The sequence below is a fragment of the Marinagarivorans algicola genome, assembly GCF_001292705.1.
In the GTDB taxonomy this organism is placed as follows: domain Bacteria; phylum Pseudomonadota; class Gammaproteobacteria; order Pseudomonadales; family Cellvibrionaceae; genus Marinagarivorans; species Marinagarivorans algicola.
Genome location: NZ_LGAK01000001.1, coordinates 104,233 through 120,893, shown reverse-complemented (window position 1 = coordinate 120,893; position 16,661 = coordinate 104,233). Strand labels below are relative to the sequence as shown.

Genomic DNA, 16,661 nt, shown 5'->3' with positions numbered 1-16,661 from the left:
TATGATAGAAAGGCAAGCGTTGGTAACCGATCTAGTATTAGACACTGACATTATCAAAACTCATGGCTCGACGCACTTTAAGCCTGTGTGCATTTAAAGTGCCGTGGCATGGCATCGATCCCATTCATTTATCATAAAATTATCACACAAGAGACTCTCACGATTGAAAGTCATCGCTTAACTCACGAATTACCCGAGCATGATGATCATTTAGAATCACTTAAAGTCAAGCACTTGCAAGCCAAAGACACCCTATGTAGCATAATTCAAAAATCAGAAACCGCTTAACCTCAAAATAGCGCCATTAATACTGGCGCGACACATAAATCAACACCCTTCAATACTGAGCGCCTACACTTTTTAATATGAATCATTAGTCATGCTTTTGAATGAAGACTTTTTTGAATATCACCCTTCACAAACACTTTTCACAAACACTTAAGGGTGCAACCATCACAATGGAATATACTAGGAACTGGATCGCTTTGGATAAAGCAAATAGCACAGGAGCGTGCGGCATGAAGCCAACACAGGAGTCAGGAGTTTAACGGGAGCCGTAACCCAGAGGACGGACAAATTCAAAGCCCCTTATAGCTGAGACTAAAAGGGGCTTTTTGCTGATGCATTCACGCCACGAGTATTGGACAATGCAAGCAATAGCCGTACAATACATGCCGTTTATACTAACGGATTGATGCCATAAGGCGGCTTTGCAATGAACGTTATTATTACTGAAAGTCATTATACTCGGCCAACAATATTGCATGCTCGCCCAGCTATCACCATAGAAGGCGAGCATATACGCACCCCATCGCCCAAACCTAACACGCCTCACTCTGGCACCACAGTGCAGGCGCATACCGCTAGCCCTCAGGCTCACCCGCCTATCCGCACGATAGAAGCCAAACCCGTTAAAGATGACGTGCAACTTTTAGATCCATCGCGCATCTATACACCTGATCTAGCAGGCCCAGCCTTCACCAAAAATACTTATCCGCTCGCACGCTCAGTGATTAAGCTGGGCTCAACAATAGACACTTTTGTATAATCAGCCAGCAAACTCAAACTTTACAGCAACACACTGTATCGGTGCACAACGCATCACAAGCACATACAAATACAAATACAAATACAAATACAAATACAAATACAAATACAGCATATTCATTACGCCATCATTTGACCATTATTAACTTTAAGGAACTGTCAATGTTTAAACTTCCTAGCAAGCATCAACTACTGGGCATAATCACCTCTGCCAGCTTGGTTATGCCCAGTATTAGTCACAGCGAATCACTGGCCGAGATTTACCAGCTCGCCCTTAAAAATGATGCACAGTTCAAAGTCGCTCAGGCGAATTTAGACTCGGGAAAACTCAGTAAAAAAATCGGGCTATCTGGGCTACTCCCACAAATTAATGCCGAAGCTAGCTACAGTGAGTTTAACGGTGACGGCAGCCAAAACAATAGTCCCTCTTTCGATGTTGAAACCGACACGACAACCTACGGTGTTACGCTTTCTCAACCTCTCTTTAACGCTGCTAATTGGTATACCTATAAACAAAGCCAATCCAGCGTCACATTAAGCGAAGCAAGCTTTGGTATTGAGCAGCAAAACCTGATTTTACGTACCGCAGAGGCCTATTTTGATAGCCTTAAAGCTGTGGATGACTTAGAAACCGCCATCGCTGAAGAAGACGCGTTATCACATAGCCTTGAGCAAACCAAGCAACGCTTTGAAGTGGGCCTGACCGCCATCACAGAAGTTCATGAAGCACAAGCCGAATTCGACTCGGCCAAAGCCAATAGACTAACACTAGAAGGCGCCCTAGTGATTGCTTTTGAAGCCTTAGAGGTATTGACAGGTAAAGCACACAAAAAGGTTGCGCCCCTCAAAAACAACTTCCCGGTAACCCCGCCAACCCCAGCAGCAAGAACCGAATGGGTCACCATGGCAAAAAATACCAATCTTGAATTACAAAGTGCAAAAATCCAACTCGCTGCAGCACAAGCCAATTACAAAATACAGCGCAGCGGCCACTTGCCTACACTGAATGCCACCGTCGGCTATAGCGACAGAACAAATGACGGCATCGCTGAGCAAAACATTAACACCTCAGTGGGTACTAATGTGGCGCTAACACTAAGCTTACCTTTGTATAGTGGTAGTCGCGTTTCAGCACAGCGCCAACAAGCGGCTTACCAGCAAGTAGCCGCCAAAGAAACTGTTAGTCAAATAGAGCGTAAAGTGACTCAAGACACGCGCTCACTACATCAGCGTGTAAATACCGGTGTTGCCACTGTACAGGCACGCCAGCAAGCGATAATATCAAGTGAAAGTGCCTTAGAAGCTACCAAGGCAGGCTATGATGTTGGCACACGTAACTTAGTTAACGTGCTCGATGCACAGCGCAAAGTCTATGCGACAAAACGAGACTTCTTAGGTGCTCTTTACGATTATGTCCTATCTGGACTTCGCTTAAAACAAGCTGCCGGCATGCTATCTGCGGCCGACCTTATCCAACTAGATCAATGGCTCAATAAAGAACAACTGGTTGGCCTAACCGCTGAACAACGAAGCTAATACTGCGCATTTAAGGTATGCTTTGGCATGTATTACTCGCCCTCTTAAGCCAATCGCGGTCACAACATTGATTTAAGAGGGCTAAACACCAAGATAACAGGGCCAAAGTTATGCATCCAATAAAAACCACTGCCATTATCGTGCTCTTTGTCACAGTACTCAGCTTAAGCCTTACCGCGCTAGCTGGAAAATATTACAAATGGGTCGATGAAAACGGCGTTGCGCACTTTTCAGAGCGGCCACCACAAGCGGCTGAGGCAACATCTGTTCAAACAGTGAAAGTAAAAACCCACGCGAAGGAAGACCCATCAGAAAACAGCGATGAGGATAGCCCTCCCACGCAACTGTCAGGGCCACTGCAAGCCGCTACCGACCCCAACGCTAAACAGCTGGATCCCGAGCGTTGCAAAGCCGAACAAGAGCGTCTTAAAACTTTAAACTCTGGCTCACGCATTCGCATGCAAGATACACAAGGCGGGTTTTACTATCTCGAAAAAGCGCAAATACTCAAAGAAATACAACGCTCTCAGCAAGCGATAAGAGAAAGCTGCGAATAGCAACAATGCAAGAGGGAATAGTAACAGTGCAAGAGGGAATAGTAACAATGCAAGAGGGAATAGTAACAATGCAAGAGGCGCTACACAGCATAACTGATCAACCAAAACCGCAGGCATCAACCGATGCTGATCAGTGCATGAAAAAGCCCGCCTGAGCCTCACTAAAGCGGGGTTTTTCCTTGGGCTTTTTAGTGCTTATGATTACATGCCTGGTCAATGAACTGTAACCCGTAATTTCAGACTAATACTCTGGCAACTCAATACCCGATAGCAACTCATCAAGCTCAAGCTTAGAGCCGCAATTAAAGGCTTCATCAACTAATGTTTTGGTTAAATGAGGCGCAAATCGCTCGATAAAATCGTACATAAAACCTCTTAAAAAAGTCCCCCGCCTAAAGGCTAGGCGCGTTGTACTCGCTTTAAATAAATGACTAGCATCTAAAGCCACCAAATCAGCGTCCAACTCAGCATCGAAAGCCTGCTTAGCGACAATCCCCACTCCCAAGCCTAAGCGCACATAAGTTTTTATCACATCGGCATCAGCAGCGGTAAAAACAACTTTAGGCGCCAAGCCATGCTCCATAAAAGCCTCGTCAAGCTTAGAGCGGCCTGTAAACCCAAAAACATAAGTCACCAAAGGGTGCTTAGCGACATCTTGAATGGTTAACTCGCTCACATGACATAAGGGGTGATTTTTAGGCACCAAGATACAGCGATTCCAGTTATAGCAGGGCAACATAATGAGATCGCTAAACAAATCCATAGCCTCTGTGGCTATCGCAAAATCAACGGTCCCATCGGCCGCCATTTCAGAAATTTGCATGGGAGTGCCTTGATTTAACTGCAAAGAAACATCAGGATATTCAGCAATAAACTGAGCGATAACACTTGGTAAAACATAGCGCGCCTGAGTGTGGGTAGTCGCTATCGACAATGTCCCTTTGCGCTCATCGCTAAACTCTTGCGCTACTTGCTTAATACTTTCAACCTTGCGAAGAATCTCTCCGGCGGTACGTAAAATCGCTTCCCCAGCAGGTGTTATACGCGTTAAATGCTTACCACTACGAGAGAAAACCTCAACACCTAACTCATCTTCTAATAAACGAATTTGCTTACTAATACCCGGCTGCGAGGTATACAAACTTTGTGCGGTTGCTGACACATTTAAATCGTGATGTGCCACTTCCCAAATATATCGTAGTTGTTGGAGTTTCATTTATGCCCTCCGATTGGCGGCAAAAGTAATTAAATTAACAGCGCCCAAGCATATGCAACGGCTTGACCCACAAATACTGACAAACAGATAACCTTTTATCAAAAAAAGCTGCTTATCAACAAACAAAATGACATATTACACATAAGAACACTCGACGTTAAAACCATTATTAAGTCGCATTAATCTTTACAGAGTGCATAACATGCGATTAATACACATAGAAAACATATAAAAAGCATAAAAAATATTCTATTCAAGAATAGATGGAAACCCAATAATTTGCCAACCCCTTTCTCTTCTTTTATCGTAAACTCTTTAGCGAAAACACCTGCTATCTTTGTAGAACGCCCATTTAATCGTGTCAATATATGCCTTTCAAATCTTTTACCGTTTTATTCATCACTGCTCGAGTTTTTATCGCGGTATCTATCGGCATTTTAACAGATGACGCGCTGGCACAAGATGAGCCAGAAGCACCCAATAGCGCACCAAAAAACGCCACTAACGCCATCAAAAATACGTCAGAAAGTACTACCGAAAATACTCACAAAACAACGACACAGGAGGCGGCTGGGGATATTCAAGCGCCCATCAAACCCCTAGGACCACCAAGCATCTATCAATATACCCAAACGAAACAACATGCATTAATTGCGACAGAAATTCAGCTCGGCAATACTGTGTGGCTCAGCGCACTGGGCGAGAATTTTTTAGCCACTTGGTATCCTGAGCATAGCGGCTCCCCCAAAGGCGCCGCGTTAATTATTCCTAATCACAATACCAATCCTAGCGAGCAACACACCCTAGCCAACTTGCATCATTATTTAAGTGCTAATGGTTGGTCAACGCTAGCGATTAGCCTGCCAGCACAACATCGCATACGCCCTCCTGCCAGACCGGCACCTTTACCCAGCTCTCAATCAACCCCCGCCACCGATACTGACGAGGCGCCAGAAACTGCAGCAACACCAGACCCGCAAGAAATCCAAGACACACCAGATACACCAGATACAGAGGATAGCGCGCTGACAGTGCCCCCCACGCCAGACGAAAAAGAAACCGTCTTCCAAGACCCCAACAACACTCCGGCAGGTGCCGATAGCACCAATACAGCCACCCCCCTCGAAGAGCCAACACCCGACGCCTCGGTTATAACGCCTGTAGAGCCTCTGGCTTTAGCCCGCATTGGTGCGGGCATCAATTATTTGCAAGCACAATCACAATTTAATAATGTGATTATTGCCGAAGGCATCGGCGCAGCCCGCGCACTGCGCTTTTTGCAAGCACTAGAAGCCGATGACTCACTTATCGACTCAACCCCTGAAGACATCGTCTTACAACACCCTTTGCGCGCGCTCGTTATCATTAATGCAGAGCATCATTTAACCGAAACACCTGAGCTCGATATACCTACCGCACTGGCCGCACTACCGATCCCTTTGCTAGACATTCACACACAACATTTTCAACAGCACTCAGCCAGAGCTGCACAACAGCTCAGTGCGCGTAAAAAAGCGCTGGCCAATAGCGATGTACCTATTTATGTGACGCGCACTCTTAATAGTGCGAGCGTCGACCAAAAAGGCGAACACCGATTGACACGTATTATCCGTGGTTTTTTATATCAGCATGCCCAAGGCAAAAAAGATACCCGCTAAGTGCCGTAAACTCCCCCCTGACTCAACTCACACTTTAGGCTACAATGCGCCCTTTTTTAAGCTGGTGAGAGTTATGAACCTAACATCCTTGACTGCAGTGTCTCCTATTGATGGCCGTTACGGCAGTAAAACCTCAAGCCTACGTGGCATTTTTAGTGAATTTGGCCTGATTCGCGCCCGTGTTGAAGTAGAAGTTCGCTGGTTGCAGCAGTTAGCCGCTCACCCGGCTATTACTGAAGTCCCCACATTCAGTCCCGAAGCCTCAGCGGTACTCGACAACATGATCGCTAACTTTAGCGAAGCCGACGCCGAAGCCATCAAAGCCGAAGAGCGCGTTACTAACCATGACGTTAAAGCTGTTGAGTACTTTATTAAAAAGCGTATTGCCGATAATGCCGAGCTCAATGCCGTGACTGAGTTTGTGCACTTTGCATGTACCAGTGAAGATATTAATAACCTCTCACATGCCTTAATGCTAAAAGCTGGCCGCGATGATGTTTTAATTCCTTTAATGCAAAAGATTGTTGACGCAATTGCCGATAGCGCCGACAGCTATGCTGATGTGCCCATGTTAAGCCGCACTCACGGTCAAACAGCATCGCCTAGTACTATGGGCAAAGAGTTTGCCAATGTCGCCATCCGCTTACAGCGTCAAATTCAGCAAATTAGCCACGTTAACATGCTCGGTAAAATCAATGGCGCCGTCGGTAATTATAATGCCCACATGAGTGCCTATAATGAAATCGACTGGCAAGCGAATGCCGAGACCTTTGTAAGCTCGTTAGGACTCACCTTTAACCCTTACACCACGCAAATTGAGCCGCACGATTACATTGCCGAGCTATTTGATGCGATTGCACGCTTTAACACCATTATGATCGATTTTAATCGTGATATCTGGGCGTACATTTCAATGGGTTTCTTTAAGCAAAAAACCATTGCCGGTGAAGTAGGATCATCGACAATGCCGCACAAAGTTAACCCCATTGATTTTGAAAACTCAGAGGGTAATCTAGGCTTGGCTAACGCTGTATTTGGCCATATGGGCGCCAAACTACCCATCTCACGCTGGCAGCGCGACCTTACCGACTCGACCGTCTTGCGCAACATGGGTGTCGGTTTTGGCTACAGTACCATCGCGTATGAGTCGGTACTCAAGGGCATTAGTAAATTGCAAATCAACGAAGAGCGCCTAGCACAAGACCTTAACAGTGCGTGGGAAGTACTTGCCGAGCCAATTCAAACGGTTATGCGTCGCTACGGTATCGAAAAACCCTATGAGAAGCTCAAAGCATTAACGCGTGGTAATACCATTGATCAAGCAACGATCAGTGCATTTGTTGAGACGCTAGACATGCCCGCACACGCCAAAAAAGACTTGCAAGCCTTGAGCCCTGCAACCTATATTGGCAATGCCATCGCGCAAACACGCGATCTACCCAATCAGCTGGCAAAGCTTAAATAACCATTAGCTAAAACCCTTTAAGTATTAGGGCTTTTCTACCCCGCATTAAACAACCCCAGCACACAAAAAGCCCTTTAATAAAGGGCTTTTTTTATTTTTAAATATTATGGTCTGCCACACCGGTTACCATAAGTTTTTGGTCGTAGCGGCCGCCGGTCTATTATCATGCAAAAAAAAACGCCCATCAAACCACTTACCCACCTAGGCGACTTGCCCGTACAAGACTTTTTACGCGACTACTGGCAAAAAAAACCGCTATTTATCAAAAATGCACTCGCCAATTGGCAAGCGCCACTCGACAGTAATGAGCTAGCAGGGCTCGCCCTTGAAGATAGTGTTGAGTCTCGGCTCATTATTGAGCAAACCTGCAAAAACCCCTTAAACAGCCAATGGCAGCTTGAGCATGGCCCGCTGCCCGAAGAACGCTTTGCAACACTCCCGCCCAGCCACTTCACCTTACTGATTCAAGCGCTGGACCAAATCTGCCCAGAAGCCCACGATTTACTTCAACAATTTAAATTCTTACCGCATTGGCGGGTCGATGACATTATGGCCAGCATTGCTCCTATTGGAGGCAGTGTGGGGCCACACTTTGATTACTATGACGTGTTTTTATTGCAAGGTACCGGCAGTCGCCGCTGGCAGATAGGCCAATCATGCAGCGAACAGTCGCCCCTATTGACCGATTGTCCATTAAAAATTCTGACGGAATTCGATACGCAAGCACAATATTTGGCGCAACCTGGCGACCTACTCTATATACCAGCCAACATCGCGCACTGGGGCATTGGCGCGACAGATGACTGCACCACTTATTCCATTGGCTTTAGAGCACCCAGTTATAGTGATATTTTGCTAGACCTAAGCCAAGATATTGCCAGCGAACTCAGCGCCGATATACGCTACCGCGACCCTGAAAATTTACCGGCCAATCTGGGGGGAGAAATCACACAGCAGGTCGTAGAGCAAATTGCTGAGCGCTGCCGCAACTACTTTACACCCGCACGGGTTGGTCAGTGGTTAGGCTGCCACCTGACCGAAGAAAAGCGCTGCAGTCCCGATATCACCACGGGTGAATTTAACACCGATCACCTCGTTATGACCGCTAATACCCGCGCGGCCTACACTGTGAACCCCGACACGCCAGCGCCTCCTAATATCGGCCACCATTTACATCATCACAACGCACCACCTGACTCAACAACGATCAACCAAAAGCCACAAGCCACCGTTTTCATTAATGGTCAAAGCTGGCAAACAAGTCTAACCTTAGCGTGTGCATTATGTAACTATACGGCCATTGAGCCTCAACATTATTCGGCTGATGATTGTGCCGTCATAAACCAGTGGATTGACCATGGATACCTCAACCTGCCTTAACCCACCGACCTTAACGCCGATTGTTAAGGTGCGCCAGGTGCGCTGGCCTGCAGACGCCTCGGCGCTCGAGTCCATTCGCGAGCAAGTGTTTATCAAAGAGCAAAAGGTCCCTCCACATATTGAATGGGACGGCCAAGAGCAAGACTCACAGCACTTTATCGCTTACTACAACGGCACGCCTGTAGGCACTGCACGCCTTGTTAAGCACTACAAGCTCACCCGTATGGCCGTTCTTAAGCATTATCGTAACCAAGGGGTTGGTAATGCTCTGATAAAAGCTGTCAGCCGCTCAGCGATGCATGCCGGCATGAGCGAGCTGACCGCCAATGCGCAGATTGATGCCCTTGGCTTTTATTTAAAACACAACTTCACCGTTACCGGTGATAGCTACTACGAGGCCAATATTCTGCATAAGCCCATCAGTAAACCTTTAGGCTTTAGTGCACCTTAAACCGCTCTACTCTAACGCCAATACATCAATCCAACAGCGGATCACACACTATGGCCCAACACAACGATGCAGCCATCACTCAGCCGCCAAGTACGCAACCTCCACAAGGCGACACTGGCGTCATTCGGTTTGACACTCTCCAAAGCGCCAGCGACGCCCTGTATATGGGCATTCAAACAGCGCAGCGTGACATCACTATTTTTTGCTACTCCCTAGAGCCAGCACTATACAGCTGTACTAACCTCACCAATCACATATCGCGCGTCGCCCGCCGCCATCGTAACGCCCTAGTACGCATACTGATTCAAAATCCAAAATCACTGTATGGCCATCAGCATTTGCTAGTCTCACTCAGCCAGCGCTTACCCAGCTCAATTCAAATACGTATCTTGACGCAAGAACACCCACAACCACAAACAGCCTTTTGCATTAGCGATCGCACAACCTTAGTCTTTTTTAATCAAGAATCCACCTATCAAGGCTTTTTTTGCCGCCAAGCCAGCGCCGAGTCTCGCCATGCTCTAGAGACCTTTGATCACCTATGGCAGCACTACGCTGTCGAAGATCCAGAACTCAAAGCCATCACCCTGTAACGCTAGTAATCATTCAGGCTTAGTGTACCCATATGACCCAAATCCGACATTAAAATATTGGCTGCAAATTTATCTGTCTAAGTGCAGGGGTAAGGTATTCAAACCGCGGCGCCAGCGTTAAACTTACGCACCGTACAAAAGGTTTGCTCTTGAAGGCTCTGCACAGAAGCCAGATGTAAAGGCCCCGCCCCCGCTCTCTACAGCGTTTTTCTCTACAGCGTTTTCCTCGACTGTGCTACAAGCCACTTCTGTTTAACTTTTTGCCGCATTGAACTCGATGAGTAATATGTTAATGTTGCCACGCTAATGATCGAGGCCTATCTTACATAGCTTTAGCTCAGCTCACACAAACTGGGTGGCTAGTATCTTTAGGCACATAATTTCTATAGGAAGAGATAAATCGTGAAAATTTTACATATTCAATATGCAGGTGATTTTCCGGAAGCATACAATCGCCTTATAAAAAATAATGGGAAAGAGAATTATTACGGACAAAGGTACTCCGTGAATTCGGTTGTACAGCAAGCGAAAAGCAATATAAGCGTTATGGTGCTAACCTTAAAGACAGAAGGCTATAGGGTCAAACTAGAGAACAATCTCATTGCCGTTGGAATGAATAAAAATAAAACCGACTACACTGCAATAGAAAATGAAATATCACAATTTTCTCCTGACTCCGTTATTTTACGGACTCCAGACCACAAGATTTTGAGATTTTTAAGAAAGCGCCAAATAAATACACTCCCCGTATTTGCTGACTCCTTTGAGAACATCCCCATTTGGAAAGTGAAAACGCAACTAAGACATTTTATGCTAGCAAGGGAGTTAAAATCTAAGTCTATAAAATGGGTTGCAAACCATCAAATCAACGCGGCTAAATCATTAAAAAATCTAGGCATAAACCCCAGCAAAATATTACCGTATGATTGGGAACACTCTGACAACCCATCAAACTGGAAAAAAAATATACCAAACAACTTAACTGAAAAGAAAATAGTTATTTTTTATGCAGGTACAATATCTCACTCAAAAGGGGTTTTTGATTTAGTTCGTGCAATGAGCGAGCTACATAAATTCGGCAGAGATTCCATTTTGAGAATTGCAGGAAAAGGAGACGAAGAAAAGCTGATTAATTGTGCTAGCAATCTGGGAGTCAGCAGTCAAATTGAGATGCTAGGGCTAATAAACCATGAAGAGGTCTTTTCTAATATGAATGAATCTGATGTTGTCGTTGTGCCAAGCCGTCATTCATATCCAGAAGGTTTACCGATGACGATCATGGAAAGTTTAATGGTGCACACCCCAGTGGTTGCATCAGATCACCCAATGTTTATTGGGCGTGTGGGCTTGAGAGGAAGCGTCGTTTTCTTTAGAGAAAGAGACTCAGTAGATCTCAGTGAAAAAATTGTATCAATTTGTAGTAACTTGGATACTTACAAAAAAATGAGCAAAAATGCAAAACTAGAATGGCAAGATCTCAATCTAAAGTTAAAATGGGCTGAAATGATAAATAAGTGGATCTCTAACCCTAGCGTTGATCTCTCCCAATTTGTGTTGAGTACTTGTGATCACTAACGGGCTCCTATGAGCCTTCATTTCTGGATAAGCGATCATTCAATCCTGAGGTACTCTTTATTATCCAAATACGACGTTAAAATATTGCTGGCAAATACGTGTTAAGCGTGCCATTTTTTACGCCTCTCGCATTGAACAATAGCATACCGTTTAGAGCGAGATATTGAGAGAGGAGGACGTCTTATATTGATCGCTTACCTTAGCAGATGCACTGTCTAACCCTTGCTTTCCCTGCAAGAGCTGACACTTAAATACCGAGAAAATAGTCCATCACACCCTATCAGGCGAGATTTTTCAGCTTGGCTAAATAGGTGCAATTCAGTATTGATTATGCACATAAAAAGCCTTACCTAGGACTTATTCACATCGTTAAAGAAAAGGCTTATAGGCATTACTTGCTTTACCAAAACGGCTAACATTAACACCCAGCGCATGCGCCCAACCTAAAAATAATTCACTATGTGCGCGCAAATTATTTCCTTTGCGCCCATTATAGTGCTGTCCTGTTTTCATAGAGCCATCAAGGTGACCAATCGTCATATAGGGCATATTTTCACGGCGATGATCATAAGTACTGAATTCACTTGTCGCAATAATCAATGTTGAGTCAAACAATGTGCCTGCGCCATCAGGAATCTCTTTAAGGCGCTGAGTCAGATAAGCCAGTCGCCCATAATACCAACGCTGAATACGAGCATGATCCCGCCTAGCCTTGACCTTATTACCATTGGCGTGGCCCATTTCATGATCGTGCCGCTGGTCATTACCTCGCGCTTCAAAGCCTGGAATATTCAGGTGTGTATAGTGCTGCCCTAGTGCCGGTACAGCCAATGTTCCACTTCCGCTAAATTGCATTAAAGAGCATCGCGTTCGATCTAGCGCTAACGCTGCAACAGTCGTATCTATAGCAATATCAACTAACTTACCGAAGTTTTCTGGTTTAGCCCAGTATTTGCTCGTATCTGTAGTGTTTCCATTGGTATTAGTCCAACCATTGGGCACATTAAAATTGACATTCACTGATGGGTCAGAACCTGATAGGTCAAGATTTGCAAGAGCTTCTTTTTCAAGCTTTTCGAATGATGCAAGAAGCACTTCCATTTTATGCCGGGCCTGCTCTCCACCTAAGCATTTAACAGCCTCAATTTGGGCCGCAGCTTGCTCTAAAAAATTGGCTCGCCCATAATCAGGGGAGTACCCCGTCATGGTGTTATTAGCTCCATCAGGAATTCCATTGCGAAACAATTGCATATATGTGTCCATGGGGTTCCAATTTGAACTACCAAATGTTCCTCCGCCAACACTGCGCGCTGGTGATGTATAAGAATCTGCAGCCCCCCTCCCCTTCACATGAGCACCATAAACAGGCATATAAATCGATGAAGCGCCTTTTCCTAAGCGAGACCCTATAACCTGATCAAAACTACCTTGCTTGGGTGTCCCGCCGGTTAATGCTCCGCCGACTGCTTTAGCATGATCATCATTCTGGCCTTCATCACCTGTATTATAAAAGCCACTATATAGATTGATATCTTGCTCATGTTTTTTGAGCGGCTGTAAAATATAGGTTGCCGCACCAGAGGTATCTTCTATAAAATTGCCGCTACGATTTCGATCAATCGCATCGCCCACAACCTCCCAATTATTGATATTATCAGGCCTAATAATATCAAGCCCATTAATACTCGCCCCCATATTAATATTGAGATCACCAAAGCTGCGTGGCCAATATGCCCTTTGCGTACAACCTTCGGGCGTGTACCAAATAATGCACCGTTTGAAATTAGTGTTTTGCGCTAAAGCCCTTTCTACAAATGAACCCATTAAAGAAGTAGAAGCTATTGCGGCTGTATTTGTGCGAATAAAATCGCGACGATTAAACTTTTTCATTAGTGATTGACCTCGCAACTCATCGCATGAGATTTAATATGTAACGCTTTAAAAGATTCGCTAGTGACCAACGTTCTAATGGCATCGTTAATTGATCCACCTTCGGAGACACCCGTAAAAATCTGATCAAAACTCGTGCTTTCGATTGCTTTCGGGTCTCGACCTAAGGCAAACCGATACAATTGACGTGAAAAACATTGAGCCATGGCCTGAGAGCTACCTAGTTTCAGGCCCAACTCCACTGGATTTTGATAAGACCCTGCAATATCGACCTGCATGGCCAAGTGACCTTGACGTTGAGCCCCGCCTGGATATAGCTTCCCAGAATCATCGTATGCATCAAAAATACGCCCTATCGGATCTACAATAATATGACACCCACGACAAGCAGAGGCTTCAGTTCTGTCTGAAGTATTTTCATTTTCAGCTGCCGCATCGGCAGGTGGTGGTGGCATAAAATCACAAAACATGCGCTCAAATATGACTTTACCTCGGAAAATGGTATTTTTATCGCGGCCATGATTGCCATGTGCTTGCAAATAATAAGCTTGCGTTAAAATGCCCAAACGCTGTGTATTCGCAGGCCAATGGTAAATTGCCCACTGACTTGTTGGCGCTGGCACACCATAATGCTCAGCCAACGTTCCATTAATAAAGCTGTAATCCGCCGTAAATAATTCACTCAACGGTAAATCATTTTCAAGAATATGCTTAATAAATCTCCGCGTTTCTTCATAAGCAGCGACCGTGACATTATTTAGATTACCAAGAGGGCGAGATGGCTGCATTCCGAGCCATTCAAAAATAAACCGCGTTGCAGAGCTAATAAACTGATCATCTGACATCATATTATTAACGCGCGACAATAATGTATCGAAATCATTCGACTGTGTTAATGCCTCAATAAAGGATTGCTGAGGTGGTGCGTCGTTCAGCGTATAAGATATACGTGTTGCCAATTCACGCGGTGTTAGGTGTAAACGACCTGCCGGCAAAGCTAGCTCGCCAAATTCTAATTTATACACAAAACGGTAATCTACTAGCATCAGCGACAACCCTGAACTCAGCGCCTCTTCCACATCAGCACCGGCATCAAAAGACTCGGAAATCACATGGGCTATACGATGGATATCAGGCGTCGTTGTTGGCGAGGGTGAACTCATCAATTGGTCGCACCGCTGAGCGCCACACATACACACACTATTGGCTGAGCTGCTATCTGAGCAATCATTTGCCATGTCTCCGAATAATGCTTTGCAATGCGCTGTTAAATTACATTGATCGGCAGGAATCATTGATGCATTGTTATTATTGTTATTTGAGACTACAGGCGCTGCAGATTTGACACCACGATAAAGAATCTCCATTGGCTCGGATAAATGATCTTTAACGCACTGCATAGTATTATTTTGCCAATTGCACTGAGCGGCAAATTGTTGCGCGATGGCTGACGCGATCACTTCAGCAGCACCTACCAGCTCTCGAAAATCCGATGATAAATCGGCCGCATTATTAGTGTATGCACCAAAGGGGCCCGTTGCATCACCTAGCATCGTCACATCCGGGAAAGCCTGTAAATCAAAAGCCGCACTCACTGTAGAAAAATATTGTGACGCAGTTAAACGCATTTGAGGGCTTTCAATATCACCATTTTCCAAGCTCTTAAGGCCCGTACAGCCGTTTTCTCCGACGATATCACCCTGCTTTGAGGCACACTGATCAATCACATCAGGAACATTATCCCCATCCGTATCAGCAGCCTTTTCCTCCGCAGAGCAGCCGGCTAATTGTCCAGCACTATCAACCGTTTGGTTGGCTGGCGTACTTGGGCATTGGTCTTCAGGAATTAAAACACCATCACCATCACGGTCACGCTGTTTTGGCGAGCATCCTGATTTAGTGACAACACTCTCTAAGTGTGTACCAGGGCAATCATCATAGATATCGGCAACACCATCTGAATCACCGTCATTTTGTGCCATCGATAGAATTTCAAAAGCAACGACACTGGCATTGTTTGTCGTACCAGTCAGCTCAATCAATAACTCTCCATCTGAGACAGTAATATTGTTAATCGCTTCGGTTTTAGCGATATTTTGGCCGCCAGCTTTTTTAAAAATATCGTAGCCTGTCAGTGCCTGCTGACCTTCAATAGACACATCCATAACCCGCTTATTCGCCTCTGTGAAGTACACCTCAGCAAGGTGCAACACCACATGATAAGAGCCATTATCAAGAGGTACTCGGTAGGACAAGTTACTACCCCAACGCTCTTTGTGGTAAAGCACATCATCAGTTGTATTGCCTACATCGTGACTATGATTACCCGTGGTAGCCCCCAAGGAGCCAGCATAATATTGCGCATCGTCTGCAATAAACACCGTACCATTGCGACTCACATACTGCTCACCACCGGCATTAAGGGCAAATACAACCTCTGATTTAGCCTGAAGGTTCTTGCACCCTGTCGCATCTATCGCTTTTTTATCTTGGGGTAATGTTTCACATAGATCATCAGAATCGGGGATGCCATCATGATCGGCATCACCGATGACCACTTCCGGAGCAAATTCAATCAACATAAAATTGGCAACATCTGTTGCACACGTACTGCCAGCGGTATCAGTACACACATTGGGGCGTGGCATGTTCGCTGAAATATAAGCTGCCAACCCCTCACGCTCACCACAATGACCCATCACTTTATTTGAGCATTGATAATCCCTAATTGCCAAGGCCGACCCGCCTTCACCCTTAGCTCCATGACAAGCAACGCAAGCCTGAGAAGAAAATTGTTTTTTGCCACGCTGATAAGATGAACAGCCATCAACATCAACCACTGCACCGAATACGGTATTTAAGCACCCGTCGCCTTCTATCGCGTCAGTAACACCATCTGCATCCATGTCATCTGTTCCTCCAGCAGCCGAGCTCGCAGAGCCCGTTGGCAGGCTCGAAACACTCGTTGAAGAAACCCCCAAGCTGCTCTTTGAAGAGCTCGGCTCAGTACCTGCAGAACAGCCCACCAAACAAACAACCAATAGAGCCACCACAGTATTAATAGGCAGCCAATCGATGCTTCTCAGTACATTTACCCGCATAATTAGACCCTTTAGTTAAACTATTATTTCTCTTCTATTCACGCATTGAAGATTGAAAACCACAAAAATAAAGTCATATTTGGTAAATTAGAAACCATACTCATAAACTTTATTTTTTATATCCTATCCCTCTTAAATAGAAAACAGTGAAATAAAAGTCTCTACCTGATCACAAATTCTTATTGTCTCAGT

13 protein-coding genes are annotated in these 16,661 nt (G+C 45.3%); 10 read left to right on the top strand and 3 right to left on the bottom strand.

Features of this window, described 5'->3' with window-relative positions; translation table 11 throughout:
- Positions 1-108 precede the first annotated feature (108 nt).
- The 4 genes from AC438_RS00490 to AC438_RS00475 all read left to right on the top strand — a co-directional run bounded on the left by AC438_RS00490 (position 109) and on the right by AC438_RS00475 (position 3,140).
- Positions 109-288, top strand: a complete 180-nt coding sequence (locus tag AC438_RS00490; RefSeq protein WP_053979308.1) for a hypothetical protein — start codon at positions 109-111, stop codon at positions 286-288.
- 427 nt (positions 289-715) lie between these two features.
- Positions 716-1,048, top strand: coding sequence for a hypothetical protein (locus AC438_RS00485; RefSeq protein WP_053979307.1), 333 nt, complete (start codon positions 716-718; stop codon positions 1,046-1,048).
- A 161-nt stretch (positions 1,049-1,209) separates the two neighbouring features.
- Positions 1,210-2,583 (top strand): TolC family outer membrane protein, encoded by a 1,374-nt coding sequence (locus AC438_RS00480; protein WP_053979306.1) that lies wholly within the window; start codon positions 1,210-1,212, stop codon positions 2,581-2,583.
- Between the two features lie 110 nt (positions 2,584-2,693).
- A complete protein-coding gene (locus tag AC438_RS00475; RefSeq protein WP_053979305.1) occupies positions 2,694-3,140 on the top strand; it encodes a DUF4124 domain-containing protein in 447 nt (148 codons plus the stop codon).
- A 241-nt stretch (positions 3,141-3,381) separates the two neighbouring features.
- Here AC438_RS00475 and cysB read toward each other — a convergent pair whose 3' ends face one another.
- A complete protein-coding gene (gene cysB, locus AC438_RS00470; protein ID WP_053979304.1) occupies positions 3,382-4,356 on the bottom strand; it encodes an HTH-type transcriptional regulator CysB in 975 nt (324 codons plus the stop codon).
- Between the two features lie 368 nt (positions 4,357-4,724).
- Between cysB and AC438_RS00465 the strand changes: the two genes are divergently transcribed.
- The 6 genes from AC438_RS00465 to AC438_RS00440 all read left to right on the top strand — a co-directional run bounded on the left by AC438_RS00465 (position 4,725) and on the right by AC438_RS00440 (position 11,478).
- Positions 4,725-6,014: a DUF3530 family protein gene (locus AC438_RS00465; protein WP_053979303.1), complete on the top strand. Its 1,290-nt coding sequence runs from the start codon at positions 4,725-4,727 to the stop codon at positions 6,012-6,014.
- Between the two features lie 73 nt (positions 6,015-6,087).
- Positions 6,088-7,479 carry an adenylosuccinate lyase gene (gene purB / locus AC438_RS00460; protein WP_053979443.1) on the top strand — a complete coding sequence of 464 codons (1,392 nt, stop codon included), beginning with the start codon at positions 6,088-6,090 and terminating at the stop codon, positions 7,477-7,479.
- A gap of 165 nt (positions 7,480-7,644) precedes the next feature.
- On the top strand, positions 7,645-8,859 hold the full coding sequence (locus AC438_RS00455; protein WP_053979302.1) for a cupin domain-containing protein: 1,215 nt from the start codon (positions 7,645-7,647) through the stop codon (positions 8,857-8,859).
- Complete coding sequence (locus tag AC438_RS00450; RefSeq protein ID WP_053979301.1) at positions 8,837-9,310, top strand: GNAT family N-acetyltransferase; 474 nt, start codon at positions 8,837-8,839, stop codon at positions 9,308-9,310. The genes AC438_RS00455 and AC438_RS00450 overlap by 23 nt, the downstream gene beginning before the upstream one ends.
- 50 nt (positions 9,311-9,360) lie before the next feature.
- Positions 9,361-9,903: a DUF7931 domain-containing protein gene (locus tag AC438_RS00445; RefSeq protein WP_053979300.1), complete on the top strand. Its 543-nt coding sequence runs from the start codon at positions 9,361-9,363 to the stop codon at positions 9,901-9,903.
- Positions 9,904-10,305: 402 nt separating this feature from the next.
- Positions 10,306-11,478 (top strand): glycosyltransferase family 4 protein, encoded by a 1,173-nt coding sequence (locus AC438_RS00440; protein ID WP_053979299.1) that lies wholly within the window; start codon positions 10,306-10,308, stop codon positions 11,476-11,478.
- A 369-nt stretch (positions 11,479-11,847) separates the two neighbouring features.
- Here AC438_RS00440 and AC438_RS00435 read toward each other — a convergent pair whose 3' ends face one another.
- Both AC438_RS00435 and AC438_RS00430 read right to left on the bottom strand, forming a co-directional pair.
- The gene (locus AC438_RS00435; protein ID WP_053979298.1) at positions 11,848-13,368 is read right to left on the bottom strand and encodes a DUF1552 domain-containing protein; all 1,521 of its coding nucleotides are present in this window, start codon (positions 13,366-13,368) and stop codon (positions 11,848-11,850) included.
- Positions 13,368-16,469 carry a malectin domain-containing carbohydrate-binding protein gene (locus AC438_RS00430; RefSeq protein ID WP_082353807.1) on the bottom strand — a complete coding sequence of 1,034 codons (3,102 nt, stop codon included), beginning with the start codon at positions 16,467-16,469 and terminating at the stop codon, positions 13,368-13,370. Before AC438_RS00430 ends, AC438_RS00435 begins: the two co-directional genes overlap by 1 nt.
- Positions 16,470-16,661: the final 192 nt, after the last annotated feature.